At 51.0% G+C, this 15,353-nt stretch carries 9 protein-coding genes and 3 pseudogenes; 3 read left to right on the forward strand and 9 right to left on the reverse strand.

Annotated features, from left to right (window positions below):
• The first annotated feature begins 177 nt into the window (after window positions 1-177).
• The gene (locus K3T83_RS56645; RefSeq protein ID WP_236065191.1) at window positions 178-1,380 is read left to right on the forward strand and encodes a phage portal protein; all 1,203 of its coding nucleotides are present in this window, start codon (window positions 178-180) and stop codon (window positions 1,378-1,380) included.
• Window positions 1,381-2,099: 719 nt separating this feature from the next.
• Here K3T83_RS56645 and K3T83_RS56650 read toward each other — a convergent pair.
• Window positions 2,100-3,227, reverse strand: a pseudogene (locus K3T83_RS56650) (recombinase family protein); the annotation flags it as partial.
• Between the two features lie 209 nt (window positions 3,228-3,436).
• Between K3T83_RS56650 and K3T83_RS42440 the strand changes: the two are divergent.
• Window positions 3,437-3,670 (forward strand): helix-turn-helix domain-containing protein, encoded by a 234-nt coding sequence (locus tag K3T83_RS42440; RefSeq protein WP_236065192.1) that lies wholly within the window; start codon window positions 3,437-3,439, stop codon window positions 3,668-3,670.
• 526 nt (window positions 3,671-4,196) lie between these two features.
• Here K3T83_RS42440 and K3T83_RS42445 read toward each other — a convergent pair.
• The 3 genes and pseudogenes from K3T83_RS42445 to K3T83_RS42455 form a co-directional block, all read right to left on the reverse strand.
• Window positions 4,197-4,550 (reverse strand): annotated as a pseudogene (locus tag K3T83_RS42445) (tetratricopeptide repeat protein); the annotation flags it as partial.
• 399 nt (window positions 4,551-4,949) lie between these two features.
• Window positions 4,950-5,755 (reverse strand): annotated as a pseudogene (locus K3T83_RS42450) (IS5 family transposase).
• Window positions 5,658-5,927, reverse strand: a complete 270-nt coding sequence (locus K3T83_RS42455) for a hypothetical protein (protein ID WP_220209203.1) — start codon at window positions 5,925-5,927, stop codon at window positions 5,658-5,660. Before K3T83_RS42455 ends, K3T83_RS42450 begins: the two are co-directional and overlap by 98 nt.
• A gap of 186 nt (window positions 5,928-6,113) precedes the next feature.
• On the opposite strand from K3T83_RS42455, the gene K3T83_RS42460 reads away from it, so the two are divergent.
• Window positions 6,114-11,579 (forward strand): ATP-binding protein, encoded by a 5,466-nt coding sequence (locus tag K3T83_RS42460; RefSeq protein WP_220209204.1) that lies wholly within the window; start codon window positions 6,114-6,116, stop codon window positions 11,577-11,579.
• 855 nt (window positions 11,580-12,434) lie between these two features.
• On the opposite strand, the gene K3T83_RS42465 is transcribed toward K3T83_RS42460, so the two are convergent.
• The 5 genes from K3T83_RS42465 to K3T83_RS42485 all read right to left on the reverse strand — a co-directional run bounded on the left by K3T83_RS42465 (window position 12,435) and on the right by K3T83_RS42485 (window position 15,331).
• Window positions 12,435-13,697: a toll/interleukin-1 receptor domain-containing protein gene (locus tag K3T83_RS42465; RefSeq protein ID WP_220209205.1), complete on the reverse strand. Its 1,263-nt coding sequence runs from the start codon at window positions 13,695-13,697 to the stop codon at window positions 12,435-12,437.
• A gap of 305 nt (window positions 13,698-14,002) precedes the next feature.
• The gene (locus K3T83_RS42470) at window positions 14,003-14,176 is read right to left on the reverse strand and encodes a hypothetical protein (protein ID WP_220209206.1); all 174 of its coding nucleotides are present in this window, start codon (window positions 14,174-14,176) and stop codon (window positions 14,003-14,005) included.
• Window positions 14,177-14,294: 118 nt separating this feature from the next.
• A complete protein-coding gene (locus K3T83_RS42475) occupies window positions 14,295-14,639 on the reverse strand; it encodes a metalloregulator ArsR/SmtB family transcription factor (RefSeq protein ID WP_220209207.1) in 345 nt (114 codons plus the stop codon).
• Window positions 14,640-14,906: 267 nt separating this feature from the next.
• Window positions 14,907-15,104, reverse strand: coding sequence for a hypothetical protein (locus K3T83_RS42480; RefSeq protein ID WP_220209208.1), 198 nt, complete (start codon window positions 15,102-15,104; stop codon window positions 14,907-14,909).
• Window positions 15,105-15,169: 65 nt separating this feature from the next.
• Window positions 15,170-15,331, reverse strand: a complete 162-nt coding sequence (locus K3T83_RS42485; protein ID WP_220209209.1) for a hypothetical protein — start codon at window positions 15,329-15,331, stop codon at window positions 15,170-15,172.
• Window positions 15,332-15,353 lie beyond the last annotated feature (22 nt).

A 15,353-nucleotide genomic window follows, 5' to 3' on the forward strand; every position in this document is an offset into this window, starting at 1 on the left:
CTCAAACAAGGACGATCTATATCACTCAAAGGAGTGATGTCTTTTCAGCCAGGACATGGGACAATGAAACTCTCGCCGCTTTCCGCTTTTCACCTCCTCAAAAAGAAGCAGTAGAAAAGAATACCTTGCCCTTTTTTATGATATGGACGCTATGTGGTAGAGAAGAGGAGAAATTCTATGCGCTTTCTTGATCGCTTTCTGAAATCATCTATATACCCTGACGAAGAACAAATTCAAGAGCAGATCGACCCGACGCTGCTTGCCTTTGCGGCACCCACGCAGGAGGACTACACGTGGAGTAAACTCACCACCGGCGGCGAGGAAGATTATTATTGGAGACGCCTCTCCGATGTCGCCTATCAAAAAGATTTGATGCCCTCCACCTACCTTGAATTACACAACCTCATCTACGAGTCGTATCATGCCAACCCGCTCGCCTTTGCCATTATCGAGATGACTACCAGTTTCGTGCTCGGTAAGGGCATTACTGTTGATGCCGTCGATCGGGAAGTGCAGCGCGTCCTGCTCGATTTCTGGCGCGAGAACACGATGGATGAGCGCATCTACAATATCTGCACCGAACTCGCGCTCTATGGCGAGATTTTTGTGCGCTTCTTCATCAATAAATACAACGGTAGCGTCAAAGTCAGGTTGATCGACCCTTCGCTCATTGATCTCATTGAAAGCGACCCTGAAGATATTGAAACTCCAGTCCGCTTCCATCGTCGTCCTGTCGTACAAACCATCTCCGCAACCGACCCGGCGACGATGCAAAATCTTACGCCGATCACGAAGCTCGATATCTCCACGAGCTATACTCAGGGTGAATGGTATCGGGCAGGTGAAGAAATGTTGCAATTCGCCATCAATAAAGTCTCGAACGCCAGACGCGGCAATAGCGATCTGGCAACCCTACTCCCCTGGCTACGCCGCTACAAAGACTGGCTGACCGACCGGGTGCGCATCAACAAATACAAAAGCGTGTTCCTTTATGATGTGACCCTGCGCGGCGCTGATAAAAAAGCTATTGATCGCAAAAAGATGGAATACACCTATCCTCCCGAACCGGGATCGGTCATCATCCATAACGAGACTGAGCAATGGAGCGCCGTGCAACCGCAGATTCAAGCCAACGATGCAAAAGAGGACGGTCGAGCGATAAAGTTAATGATAGCAGCTGGAGCAGGTCTACCAGAACATTATCTCAGAGGAGAGGGAACACCTGTGAAAAGAGGCGAGTACTGCACTTCTATTCGTGGCTCGATGTGTTCTCTGCGTGCCGTGGTGCGCAGAGAGGTTTCACGTAGGAAACGGTTCAGCTCATCGCGGTGGATGACGGGATGGGAGACGTTGTGTACCTGTGTCTGCACCTCTCCTTGAGCAATCGCTCGCTCAAGGGTTTGATGGTGCATGATTTCCAACTTGGACAGCTTGTTCACGGTAAACCATTCCCCCTTGTACAGCTCCAGATTGATATGTGGCCGTTTTCTCTTCAGGTAGCGGGCCAGTTCATCCCGATGAATAACTGTCATGGGGATGAACTGGGTGTGGGTGGCAAGCTTCCCTCTCTGTATGTTCCCTCGTAGCGTACTGTTGGCTATTCCGGTGAGTTTGGCCGCTCCTTTGATGCTCAGCCATTCCTGTTCGGCGTCAACTTCAGTGAGAGGAGGCTCCCAATCCCCCTCTGGGTGGAGATAAACCCGAACCCCCAGCACATCCAGCGCATTGAGCTTTTCTGCGAAACTCGCCTCGTGATATTTGCCCCGCATGAAGGTCAGGAAGTTGAGGAAGCCCAGCATACTTTGCTGGTAGGTATGAGACGATTTCACGACGTTGATGGACTTCTGATATTCCTCTTCATGATGCTGGAGCCTTACTTCCTTGTCCTGTATATCGTGAGAAATCAACGTGTAGTAGTAACTGCCTTCTGGGTGTTTATCACGCTCCTGCTTCGCAAAGCATATTTCTTCTCTCAGTTGGTCAATGAGCGCTTTGCCTTGTGAATCCTCCAGAATATTCTGGAGCGATTGCTCGATATTGAACTCGATTGTCTCCCGTATCAGGTCTAATCGCTCAAAGACGCGGCAACACTCTTCCCAAACGAGTTGGTTGATTCTCTCAGTTTGTATGCAGGGTAGCTCAGGGCAGGCATGATATTTATTCGCAGCATTGATGCAGCGGTAAAAAGGATACAGTTTCCCGTTTGCCCTACGTCCGTGTATGTAGCGGCCAGACATTCGATACTGGCAGGCTTGGCAGAAAATATGGCCTTTGAGCAGGAAATCCTCCGGGTTCCGGTGGAGGTGGCTTTTATCGCTCTGGTTGTTTTTGAGCTTGATCTGGGCCAACTCGTAGACATCTACCGCTACAATCGCCGGGATCCCCCCCGGAATGGTTTTCATATGCGGGTTCGGCCTTTTGACCTTCTTCCCTTTATCGGTCATGACGGTGGTGGTTTTGCAGATGCGTAGGATGCCGATATTTTCTGGGTCAGTGAGCAACTTGCGTATCGTAGAAGGCCGCCAAGCCGTGCTTTTCACTTTTGCGTTCCGCGCGTGAGCAGGCGGCAAGATGCCATCTTCCGTCAGTTGATGTGCGATCCCGCGCAGGCTCATATCTTCGTCCACGAACATCGTGAAAATCGAAACGCGCGTAGACGCATGCTCTTTGTCAATGACATACTGTGTCTTGTCCTGATCTTTCCATTGCCAACCGTAGGGGACCCGTCCGGTTGCGACCGGCAGATTGTGTTCTAATCGCGTCTGCCAGCGGCGGTTGGCGTACTCAACAATCTTTTCGCGTTCGGATTCGGCGCTCCAGGCGAGGATGGAGCGGATCAGCTTGCCGGTCAGACTATTATCGATGTTTTCGCTGACACTGATGATCTCGGCACCAACGCTCTCGATTTCCTCAAAAATCATCGCAGAATGGACAAAGTTACGTGAGAAGCGACGCAAGTCCCACACGATAATCGCATCAGCGAGATGGTCGCGGATAAATTGACGGGCAAGGGTCAGTTGTTCGCGGAGGGAATAGTGGATAAAACCACTTTTGACTTCTTTTAACACGAGAGCCACATCGATGTCATGCAGTTCAGCATATCGGCGGCACTTCTCTTCCTGGTATTCCAGGCTTGCCCCGTCCTGTTCCTGTTTATCAGTGCTGACACGGCAATAAATGATGGCGCGTTTTCGAGGCTTCGACGCGTCCTGTTGACCACGTAGCATAGAGAGATCCAACCTTTCTTTCTAAAAGAGTATTCCAATATCTGAGCTGAGGCCCACCTTCCTCTCATCGAAACACCTCTCTTGAGAGTATACCATGCATTCCTTGACATTCCAAGAGTTTCTAGTACAATAAGATAGATTCCCATAATCCCAAGAAGAAGCGTTGACAATCCTAGAGAGGCATGCCATACTACTCAAGAGACAGACCTGTGAGCGATTGGAGTGTGTGTACCATGACGCTAGAAGATTATCGGGTAAAGCTGGGTTGGTCGAAAGCGAGGCTTGCTAGGGAAGCGCATATTGATCCGGGAACGCTGGGTGATGCGATAGCGGGCAAAAAAATCTATAAGGCCACGGCTGGAAAGATTGCCAATGCCATTAGCGCGGCGTTAGGACAGGAAATCACCTATAAGGACTTTGATGGATTGCAGCTTGCTGACTGAGAACCAGAAGCTGGGAGAGAGGCAGGAAGATACCCCAGAACTGTTTCTGAAGTATCTTCTTGAGAAGAAGCGGAAAAGAGTGTAAAAAAAGGTCTCAAGGCTTATCAAGAGCTGATGAAGAAATCGACCCGCTCCTGCTCATCCATGCTGGTGCTACTCCTCGATTCACTCGATGCTTGATACCGCCTAGTATACTCCACGAATAGAGGATTCGTATATACTCGTGTACACATAGTCAGAGACGAAGAGGATTCATGCTTCCCAAATGGGAACGAGCGAGGGTGGACAATGGGGGTACAACGAGAGGACAAGGTTTTCAGGTGAAGCTCATAGCTTCTCCTCTTCCTGCTCCTGTTCACAACCCCAGCATGTCGTTCCCTGGTGCCTGGTCCTTAGATCCTTGTACACCTGTGAAGTTTACGTTTTCGCTGACGGAGCCAAAGGGGGAATCAGAGGAGCAGGTCGCGCTGCTTGTGCGCTCGTTCTCTCTCTTTTGAGTGAGTGGAGCAAGCAGTGTGTAGAGCACTCAGGAGTGGATCTCTTCGTCCCAGGTGTTATGACGAAGGTTCATCCTCCTGGGGCTATCCTGCTCTGTTTGAGCGAGTAGGTGAAGCAGCGCTTCGACATCTCCGTTGGTATGCAGGTCAGCCAGCAGAAGGATGTAATGCTTGAGAAGCTGCTGGGTCACCGGATGCTCCATCCCTAAAGACTCCTGGCAAATCATGACTGCCCGCCGCATCAGCAGTTCCGCCTCCTGGTAGCGCTCCTGGGCCTGATAGAGTATTGCCAGATTATTTAGGCTCCTTGCTGTGTCGGGATGGCTGGCTCCCACCTGTTCCTCGTAGATGGCAAGTGCTCGCTTATAGAGCGGTTCCGCCTCCTGGTAGCGCCCCTAATAAAAGGGCCGTGACAAGCAAAAAGGAACTTCTGCCTTCCCAGCGTGATGCTAGCAAATAAAGCGAGTGGGGTTCCGAAGAGAGGCAGTAGTTTGCAGCAAGACTCAAAACACGCTATACTCCTGCTAGAGTTTGCTCTGGAGAAGAGAAGAACAAAAAGCACCGGTTGGAGCGTTCTCTTAGAGCAGAGGTGATTGTTGCATGCCGAGGTGCTCACCGCCAGCGAGCCGGGAAGAGAACGGATCGGACGTTTTCAATGAGGACGCCCGATCCCTGACAAAACATATGAGCTATTGGACAAGAGCAATTCGCTGCCTGAGCGTCTGCTTATTTGCTACTCAGGGTTTTGAGTGCGATCAGGAAGGCTAGGGCGTATCTGCAAATCATAACCAAAGCATGATGGAGGCAATCGTCACCATCGCCAGGAAATTGACCGCTCGCTTCTCGTAGCGAGTCGCGACACGCCGGAACTGCTTGAGGCGATTAATGAGGCGCTCAATGTAGTTGCGTTCTTTGTACAAGGCTCGGTTAAACGGCCCGGTGCGCGTCTCATCGCTGCGGCGGGGAATGGTGTAGCCAATTCCTCGCCGCTTGAGGTAGTGACGAAGCTTTCGACTGCTGTAGGCCTTGTCTCCCAATACTCGCTTTGGCCGTAATCTGGGACGCCCCCGCCCCACCCGCTTGACAGCCCCCTGTTCCATGAGGGTTTTCACTTTGGTCATCTCGTGACGCTGGCCCGCAGTCAGAACAAAGGTCATTGGTTTGCCTTTTCCTTCGGCTCGTAGATGCAGTTTGGTACTAAAACCACCTTGGCTCTTTCCTAACGCCTCTTGATTTTGATCCCCCTTTTTGCCCCAGCCGCATGCTGATGAGCGCGAATGATCGTACTATCGACGAAGTGCTTTTCCCAATCAATGGACCCATCAGCATCCCCTTGTTGTTGCAGCTCTTCCAAGATACGTTGCCAGATCCCCGCTTGCTGCCAACGATAAAAGCGGCTGGAAACCGTCCCAACAGAACCATAGCGTTCTGGGAGATCGCGCCACGGGGCACCTGTTCGCAAGATCCACAAGATCCCATTGAGGATACGTCTATGGTCGTGGGCTGGTCGTCCAATGTTCGGTTTTTGAGGGGGTAGCAAGGGACGAAGCTTCTCCCACTGCTCGTCTGTCAATTCTCCTCTTCTCATATTTCTGACTATCGGCAGAGGTTGCGACTTTGCAGATACACCCTAGCACACTTGTTCCCATTGTAGGGACGAATGCCAGCAGGAGCAGCACTGCCAGGACGAAGAGGATCAAAGCCACCTGGGTTGCGACCGGCAATTGCTTGACCGTTTCAAGAAGCTGTTGGAGGGTCATGCGTATTCCTTTCTTAGGTATTGATCTATGAGTACCGATCTTCTGGTGCCGTCCGCTCACCAGAAGGTGCTCAGTTTCCCATCGTTGCCATTGCAATGTCTATGGAGAGTATAGCCAGTATTGGTTGCAAAAAGGGTGTGCTTGTCGTGCAAAAAAGTCGTGCTTGTCGTGCAACTGGGGTGACGAATGCGTGAGCTTGAGGCGTTTCGGAAGAAGGTTCGGCACTACTATCAGACCATCTCTAAAGAGAATGGCAAGAAATATACGCAGCAAGATCTTGCCCATGCCATTAGCCTTGATCCTAAAGAACTTGGGAAACAGTTAAGGGGACATCGTGATAAGAAGAGTGGGAGAGTGTGGCGGCTCACCGAGGAGAATGTTCTCGCTATCATCGTCACTCTTGCCAAGTGGCAAGCACTTGCTACCTGGGACGAAGCGCTTGATCTGCTCACCTTGATGGACTATCCGTTAGACCACTCTTCCTGGAGAGCAGAACTCCAGCACTATCTTGATCCTCTTCCCGTGGGTGCTGAAGAAGCGCATCTGTCGCAGCGTGCCGCCTCTTCTCTTGATCGCGTGAATACCTCTGCACATCATGCCAATCTTGTCGCAGCAGAGACCCAGCAAAAGCAACGCGAAAGACTCCAACGCCTCCAATCACTGCTTCCTGATCAAAGTAGTGTGGTGCAACAATTGCTGGCTCATTTTGTAGGAAGAGAGCAAGAGGTGGCTCAGGTACAACACGACATTGCACAACGACAGCAAACAGGAGGCTATGTCGCCATCACTGGAGAGGCAGGGCAAGGCAAAAGTAGTCTGATCGCTAAACTCATTGAGGCGTATGGCCGTCAGCAGGTCGCCGCCTATCACTTCATCGAGCTGAACCCCGGTCCTGAGTATCAAGTCGGACTGCTCCGTCATCTCATGGCTTACCTCATCCTCAAATACCACCTGCCCGATTTCTATGTCGCCAGTGAAACCCGTGCAGCCCTGCGCGAATATTTCCCCAAGGTCTTGGCCGAAGTGGTGGCACGAGGAGGTCAGGAGGTGATCTTTGTGGATGGTCTGGATCAACTGCAAGCCGACCCCAACGGGGATCGAGACTTGAGCTTCCTGCCGCTCAATCCTCCTGCGGGTATCGTGTTTGTGCTGGGAACACGTCCTGATGATACCTTGAAACCACTCAAACTGCTCAAACCCCTGGATCACTATCAGCTACCGGCGCTGAGCCGAGAGGACTTTGCTGTGATGCTCTACCACAGGCACGTGACCCTAGATCATCGGCAGGCCGACCAGTTGTATCACACGTTGGATCACAATGCCCTCTATCTTGATCTCGTGGCAAAAGAACTCGTCCTCCAACCAGCGCTCTCCCCTCAAACCATCATTGCGCGTCTTGCCAACAATCCTGAGAACATCTTCTTCTTCGCGCTGGATCGGCTCAAGAGGCAGAAGCAGGAATGGCGCGAAGTCATGAGACCGATGCTTGGACTACTGCTGATCACTCGTGAACCGCTCTCAGCAGACGATTTGAGCAATCTGCTTCACTTGGAGTTAGATCAAGTTGCTGAGGGCATCATACGCTTGGGGGGGCTACTGAGAGCGACAGAGGAGCAACGCTATACCCTCTTCCACCTCAAGCTCGCTGAGTATCTTAGACATCCTGCCCACGAGAACGAGAGGATCTTTGCCTCTGATGAAGAAGAGAAGCTGCATGCTTGTTTTTCCTCCTGGTGTGAGCGAGGAGGATTGCTGGTACTCTGGAAGTTGACGCACCAAGCAAGTGAGAGAGCAAGACGACACTATGCCCAATGCCATTACTTGACGCATCTCTACTTGGCGCACCAGTGGCCGCGCCTCTTTAAAGTGCTGGATGAAGGCAGCTATGGACGAGCCAAAGAACGTTCAGAGGAGGGCATGCACTCCTTTGCCCAGGATCTCATGTATGGCTGTCAAGCCGCCGCCTGGGAAGGTTGGAGCCAGGAGCAAGCCTGGGAGCATCTATCGCGTTTGTGGCGCTACACCTTGCTCCGATGTAGCGTGCAAAGTCGTGCCGATAACTATCCTGATGACCTCTTTACCTTACTGGTACGGATGGACCGTGAGCAAGAGGCTATTGGGCAGGCAGAACTTTTGACCGATTCAACTCGAAAGGCTCGTATCTTCCAACAGATTGCAACCATACTCAGTACGCAATCAGATAAGCTGGCAGCATGTGAATTCCTCACTCAACGAGCTACCGATTTGGTATATTCCCTCTTTGATAGCATGAGCCAGAGCTGGGCGTTAAGCGAAGTAGCAAGATCGTTATCACACACAGGACGGTGGGAGCAAGCTGAGCGCGTGGCCCGTTCCATTGCCAACGACGAGGTCCAAAGCTGGGCATTAAGCGAAGTGGCAAGATCATTATCGCACACAGGACGGTGGGAGCAAGCTGAGCGCGTGGCCTGTTCCATTACTTATAACCGGAGCCAAAGCTGGGCGTTAAACGAAGTGGCAAGCGCTTTAACGCAAACGGGACGGTGGGAGCAAGCTGAGCGCGTGGCCTGTTCCATCGCTGACGATGAGGTCCAAGCTACAGCATTGAGTGGAGTGGCAAGTGCCTTAACACAAGCTGGACGGTGGGAGCAAGCTGAACCTTTGTGGGAGCAAGCTGAGAGTATGGCTCGTTCCATTGTTGATAGGGAAAGGCAAGGCTTGGCATTAGGCGAAGTGGCAAGCGCCTTAACACAGGCTGGGTTGCGGGAACGAGCTGAATCTTTGTGGGAACAAGCTGAACGAGTGACCCATTCCATTGTTGATAGGGAAAGGCAAGCTCTGGCGTGGAAGGTGTTTGCTATCACCTTAACGCAAGCCGAGTTGTGGGAACAAGCTGAGCGCGTGGCCCGCTCCATTGTTGACAAGAGGAGCCAAACTGAAACGTTGAGCGAGGTGGCAAGCGCTTTAGCACGAGTTGGGCTGTGGGAACAAGCTGAGCGCGTGGCCCATTCCATTGTTAACAAAGAGTGGCAAGCCAGGGCATTAGGTGAAGTGGCAAGATCGTTAACGCAAGCTGGACGGTGGGAACAAGCTGAACCTTTGTGGGAACAAGCTGAGCGCGTGGCCCGCTCCATTGTTGACGAGGGGCAGCAAGCCAGGGCATTAGGTGAAGTGGCAAGATCGTTAACGCAAGCTGGACGGTGGGAACAAGCTGAGGGTATGGCCCACTCTATTTCCGATAATCTTATACAAGCCACGATACTGAGTACAATAGGAAACTTCCTTGTTTCTTCAAACCAAGTAGAGTATGCTAAAGCAATAACTGTTAGAGCAGAAGAAGCAGCACGATCTGTTTACGATAAAGAAAGGCAAAATAAGGCATTGAGTGGAGTAGCAAGTGCCTTAACACAAGCTGGACGGTGGGAACAAGCTGAGCGCGTGGCCCGTTCCATCGCTGACGATGAGGTCCAAGCTACAGCATTGAGTGGAGTGGCAAGCGCCTTAACACAAGCTGGACGGTGGGAACAAGCTGAACCTTTGTGGGAACAAGCTGAGCGCGTGGCCCGCTCCATTACCGAGGACTGGAACCAATCTCAGGCGTTAGGCGAAATGGCAAGTGCCTTAACACAAGCTGGACGGTGGGAACAAGCTGAGCGCGTAGCCCGCTCCATTACTGATAAGAGAAAGCAAACTGAAGCATTGAGTGGAGTGACAAGTGCCTTAACACAAGCCGGGTTGTGGGAGCAAGCTGAAAGAGTGGCAAGGTTCATCATTGATGAGGAGCGGCGAACCGAAACATTGAGTGGAGTAGCAAGTGCCTTAACACAAGCCGGGCTATGGGAACAAGCTGAGCGCGTGGCCCGCTCCATTACCGAGGACTGGAACCAATCTCAGGCGTTAGGCGAAATGGCAAGCGCCTTAATACAAGCCGGGCTGTGGGAACAAGCTGAGCGAGCGGCACACTCTATTGCTGATAGGGAAAAGCAAACTGAAGCGTTAGGCGAAATGGCAAGTGCCTTAACACAAGCTGGACGGTGGGAACAAGCTGAGCGCGTAGCCCGCTCCATTACTGATAAGAGAAAGCAAACTGAAGCATTGAGTGGAGTGACAAGTGCCTTAACACAAGCCGGGTTGTGGGAGCAAGCTGAAAGAGTGGCAAGGTTCATCATTGATGAGGAGCGGCGAACCGAAACATTGAGTGGAGTAGCAAGTGCCTTAACACAAGCCGGGCTATGGGAACAAGCTGAGCGCGTGGCCCGCTCCATTACCGAGGACTGGAACCAATCTCAGGCGTTAGGCGAAATGGCAAGCGCCTTAATACAAGCCGGGCTGTGGGAACAAGCTGAGCGAGCGGCACACTCTATTGCTGATAGGGAAAAGCAAACTGAAGCGTTAGGCGAAATGGCAAGCGCCTTAATACAAGCCGGGTTGTGGGAACAAGCTGAGCGAGCGGCACACTCTATTGCTGCCAAGGGAAGGCGGACAGAGGCATTGAGCAAGGTGGCAAGCGCCTTAACACAAGCTGGACGGTGGGAACAAGCTGAGCCTTTGTGGGAACAAGCTGAGCGCGTGGCCCGCTCCATTGTTGACGATGAGGAGAGTCAAACCAGGGCATTAGGCGAGGTGGCAAGCGCTTTAGCACGAGTTGGGCTGTGGGAACAAGCTGAGCGCGTGGTCCGCTCCATTGTTGACGATGAGGTCCAAGGCTGGGCGTTAAGCGAAGTGGCAAGCGCTTTAGTGCAAACGGGGCTGTGGGAGCAAGCGGAGCGCGTGGCCCGCTCCATTGTTATCAAGAGAAGGCAGACAGAGGCATTGAGTGGAGTGGCAAGCGCCTTAACACAAGCTGGGTTGTGGGAGCAAGCGGAGCCTTTGTGGGAACATGCTGAGGGTGTGGCACACTCCATTGCTGATAAGAGAAAGCAAACTGAAGCATTGAGTGGAGTGGCAAGCGCCTTAACACAAGCTGGACGGTGGGAGCAAGCTGAGCGCGTGGCCCGTTCCATCGCTGACGATGAGGTCCAAGCTACAGCATTGAGTGGAGTGGCAAGCGCCTTAACACAAGCTGGACGGTGGGAACAAGCTGAACCTTTGTGGGAACAAGCTGAGCGCGTGGCCCGCTCCATTACCGAGGACTGGAACCAATCTCAGGCGTTAGGCGAAATGGCAAGTGCTTTAACACAAGCTGGACGGTGGGAACAAGCTGAGCGCGTGGCCCGCTCCGTTGTTGACAAAAGAATCCAAATCTGGATATTGGGCGAAGTAGCAAGCACTTTATCGCAAACGGGACGGTGGGAACAAGCTGAGCGCGTGGCCCGCTCCATTCCTGATAGTTGGAGCAGAACTCTGACATTAGGTGGGGTGGCAAGCGCTTTAGCGCAAATGGAACGGTGGGAACAAGCTGAGCGCGTGGCCCGCTCCATTCCTGATAAGAGGAAGCAAGCTGGGATATTGAAAGAAGGAGTACACGCTCTTTGCAAACATCAGCAGACAACAAGGCTATGCCACTTGGTCCAGCAATCCTTGATGCAGGTCGAAACCAGAGACGCTGCCCTTGAGATTTTTGCGAGCTTCGTTGAAAGTGTCGTCTCCCTCAAGCCCGAACTCGGTCTCGCCTTCTTTGAAGGGTTTCACTGGGTTGACGCTTTTTTGCAAGGGAAGGAGCGTTCCTCCTAGATCTTCCTTTTGATGACAGAAAGATCTTTCCAGCGTCAGCCTCTTCCATTTTTGGTTCAGATGGTCTCCAGCCCTCCGCTCATCTCCTCTCAGCACATTGCCTGAACATGTTACACGACCGGAAAGAAGGCGGGCTTCCTGTTTTTTTTAATATATTCATCAATGAACAAGAACGAATAAATACTGCATCATATATGTCTTAGCAAGAAGTGTTCAGGCTGTGCCTCTCAGCCACTCTTTTGTAAGCAGGGCAAGAGAGAAATTTATATCTTTTGCTTCACATACCCTGCTTCGGTTCATTTAGGTAAGTGAAGCAGAAGGGAGGCACGTGATTGAGCAAGGGAAATTATATACACCGCATCGAAGCAGGAGAAAACGAACTGCATTGACTCTCTTGCTTACACAAGGAAGATTTCTTCTTGACTCCGCTACCACAACGATACCTGGAAGCAAGCCCAACAGAGTACAGAAAGGCAGGCCCGCTGGCGAGTCGCAAGAACTGAGGAAATTGGCAGAAAGCGCCTCACCGGAGGAGAATGGGCACTGAAGGAGATAGATATACACGCTCACACGTGATCTGATCATCGAAGGCGGCTGAAGCGATCTGCCGCCCCTTACAGAGAACACTGTTTCCAGGCGTCTTCGCGTTCGTTCCGTGAACATTATGTGTTTTCTTAATGAGCCAGAGGAGGGCCGAGAGGAGACCAACTCTCGCATCTAGAATCAGCAGAAAGTAATGAAATATCTTCCCTTTTCTACTCAGCCAAATCAGCCAAGAGGATCATGGAATTGAGGCAGATGTTCGGGGTCAGCGGAAATTTGCGCAACTCCAGTACTTTCTTCGTTTCTTTTTTGTTAATATTTATTTCCCTTTCTGACAGATTTTTTCTTCCAAAACGGCTTTGGTCCGCGAAAATACTCTACTGACTCGCTGAAAGCTAATTTACTTAAATATGTTTCAGATAGATCAACCTTTTGCAGAGCCTCAAATTTCGATTCTAAAAACCCTCTTTGCTGCTCATTGCTTAATTCTACAAGGTCTTTTTGCTGCTCATTGCTTAATTCTACAAGGTCTTTTTGCTGCTCATTGTGAAGTTGTTCATCAATGCGTGCTTGATTCAGATAAAAGCTGCTCTCGAAAGGATTGCGATGAATAGCTTGTTCACAAGCCAGCATTGCCTCTTTCCATTTCCTAAGATGAATAAGAACAATAGATTTATAATGATAAAGATAGGCATCTCCTGGATATATTGCAATAGCATCATCATACGCACTCAATGCATCACTATAGCGCCTTAATGCAAAAAGAGCCAGGCCCTTGCCGCAAAGGGAAGGATGAGTGACTTGAAAATGACTAAGTATCAACTGGTAACAAGTAAGGGCTTCCTCATAACGTTGGAGGTGCAATAACATTTCCGCTTTTCGTTGCCATGCTTTCTCGTTGTCTGGTAAAAGCTGAAGAATAGACTCAAATATAGCCAGCGCTTCGTCATAGTTCCCAGCTTCTGCATGAATCTCTCCTATCCGACCCAAGAGCAGACTATTAGCAGGATCAATTTGGTAAGCTTGCTGATAGGAGTACAAGGCTTCTGAGTACTCTTGTGATTGAAACTGAGAATGACCTACACGCATCCAATATTCTTTTTGATGGCGATCCTCAGAGAGTTGCTGAAGGATTACATTATAGATTTCTTGGGCAATTTGGGTAAAAGCTTCATCTTGTGAACCCCACAATACAACAGGTTTTCCGTCTCTCGGCAAGGCTTGAAGACGGCCTAGCGGAGTCGTTTGCCAAACGACAGGCCGTAGAATGATAGGAATAACAGAAGCTAATCCCCATTCCTGTCTCTCTAAAGCTTGTTGTAGCTCTATTCCATAACAATAATCGGATCGCATGAAACTGGGGCTAATGAGCAGTAGAATGAGATCGGCCTGATCAAGGTGGTTATTGATGGCTTTTTGCCAATCCTCTCCAGCACGGATCTTTCGGTCATGCCAAGAAATAGCTATACCAGAGCGTAGTATAAACTCAAGGTGCTCTTCCAACTCTTCACGGAGTGAACTATCTTTGCGGGCATAACAGTAAACTATCTGTACTGGGAGATTTGATTTTGCCATAAGACTTCACCCTTTTTATCTCATTGCGCTCGATATAGACACCTTCATTCCTCAAATTTTCTCAATGAGGGTAGAATGATCCTTAACAAAAAGGCTGTTTGCCAGTTATAGTCAACAAGAGATTTCGCTGGCCTCCAACGCGATGATGAGCTTCTCATGTGCCGTCTCTCCCGCCTCTTTTGGAACTACTCGGAGCTGGTTCGTGGCCAAAGTATGTTCTACCTCACCATGAGCTTCTCAATTAAGTGAATATTCTCTCTGAGAATACACACAATTGTAGTAGCATCCTCATGTCTGTAAAATTATCAGAAGAGGTAGACACGCAAAGCTGCTGGCAAGAAGGGTTTGAACAGCTCCCTACAGGCCGCATAATGCAGGAGCACGCGACTGGAGGTAGGTTGCCCATTGACGCCCACCACAACGGCCAACCGTTTCCCTGCTTGCTCCTCTTGTGACGACCCTGTCACCTCATCGGACATTGATCCTGCTCACTCCTTCTTTTCAACACAAGACAACCCTTTCTTCTTTTGAAGAGTGTTTTCACCACCCACTCGACTTCACGAGAAAAGCCCTTCTTTCCTGATGCTGCCTAGTATACTACATCAATAGAAGATTCGCATATACTGGTGTACTCATAGTCAGAGACGAAAGCGGTTCGTGCTTCCCAAATGGGAACAAGCGAATGCAAGGCATGGGGTGAATCGAGAGAATAGAGCGTTTTCTAGAATCGTTATAGTAGCGCTGGCGTCCCCGCCTCTGCTCGCTGACCAGTCCGACCTCACGCAGCACTTTGAGGTGTTCGGAGAGACTGGGCCGCTGCATAGCGAAATGTGCTGCGAGAGATTGGACCGACTGCTCTCCCTCCTCGCGGAGCAGACGCAAGAGTTCGCGCCGCGTCGGGTTTGCAAGGGCCGCAAAGATGGTGTCAATCGAATCCAGCATCGAAACGCTCCTTGTTTTCGCTTCCTCATCCGTAGGAAATTTCCTACGGATCGAAGTAGGTGTATTATACGTAGGAAATTTCCTACCTGTCAAGGACTGTTTCCCGCGCTTGCTCGCGCCCCTTCCTTCTTGCCCCCGATTTCAAGACATGTGCAACGCAATACTCCGTTTTATTTTCTCGTTCGCAGCGGGAACGGCTGGAGGATGAATCGCGATCTAATGACGCTGGGCCAGCAGACCGGCGTCGAGGGGAACTAGAGCAGGAGATCACCCCACAAGTCCTTGATAGATCAGATCCCACTTCGCTGCCCCATGTGGTGTGAACTGCCCGACAACGCAGGAGTGATATCGTTGCCCATGTAGGAGATCCACGAATTGCAGCCTCACCTCAAGGAACTGCTCACCATGTAGCAGAAGGCTCTGGGAGCGGAAAAGAACCTCCTCTTTTCCAGCTCGGCTTGGCATGCCTCCTTCGTGGCCCAGGTCTGCTCAGCACTCAGGGCTGATCTGGAGACAGCAATCTTGTGCCTCTATCTGCGCCTTCTGCGTTTGCGTGCAGGCATCTGCCCTTGCACTTTGATCGTGCTGTTTGAACTCACCTGAGCGGCGGTGGTCGGATACAACGCACAGTACTTGAGGGCCAATTGGAGGGCAACATCGGCCTCTTTGAGATCGGCGGCTTCGATCACCACCGGCTTGCTATCGAAATCAATA

This window comes from Reticulibacter mediterranei, assembly GCF_016587455.1.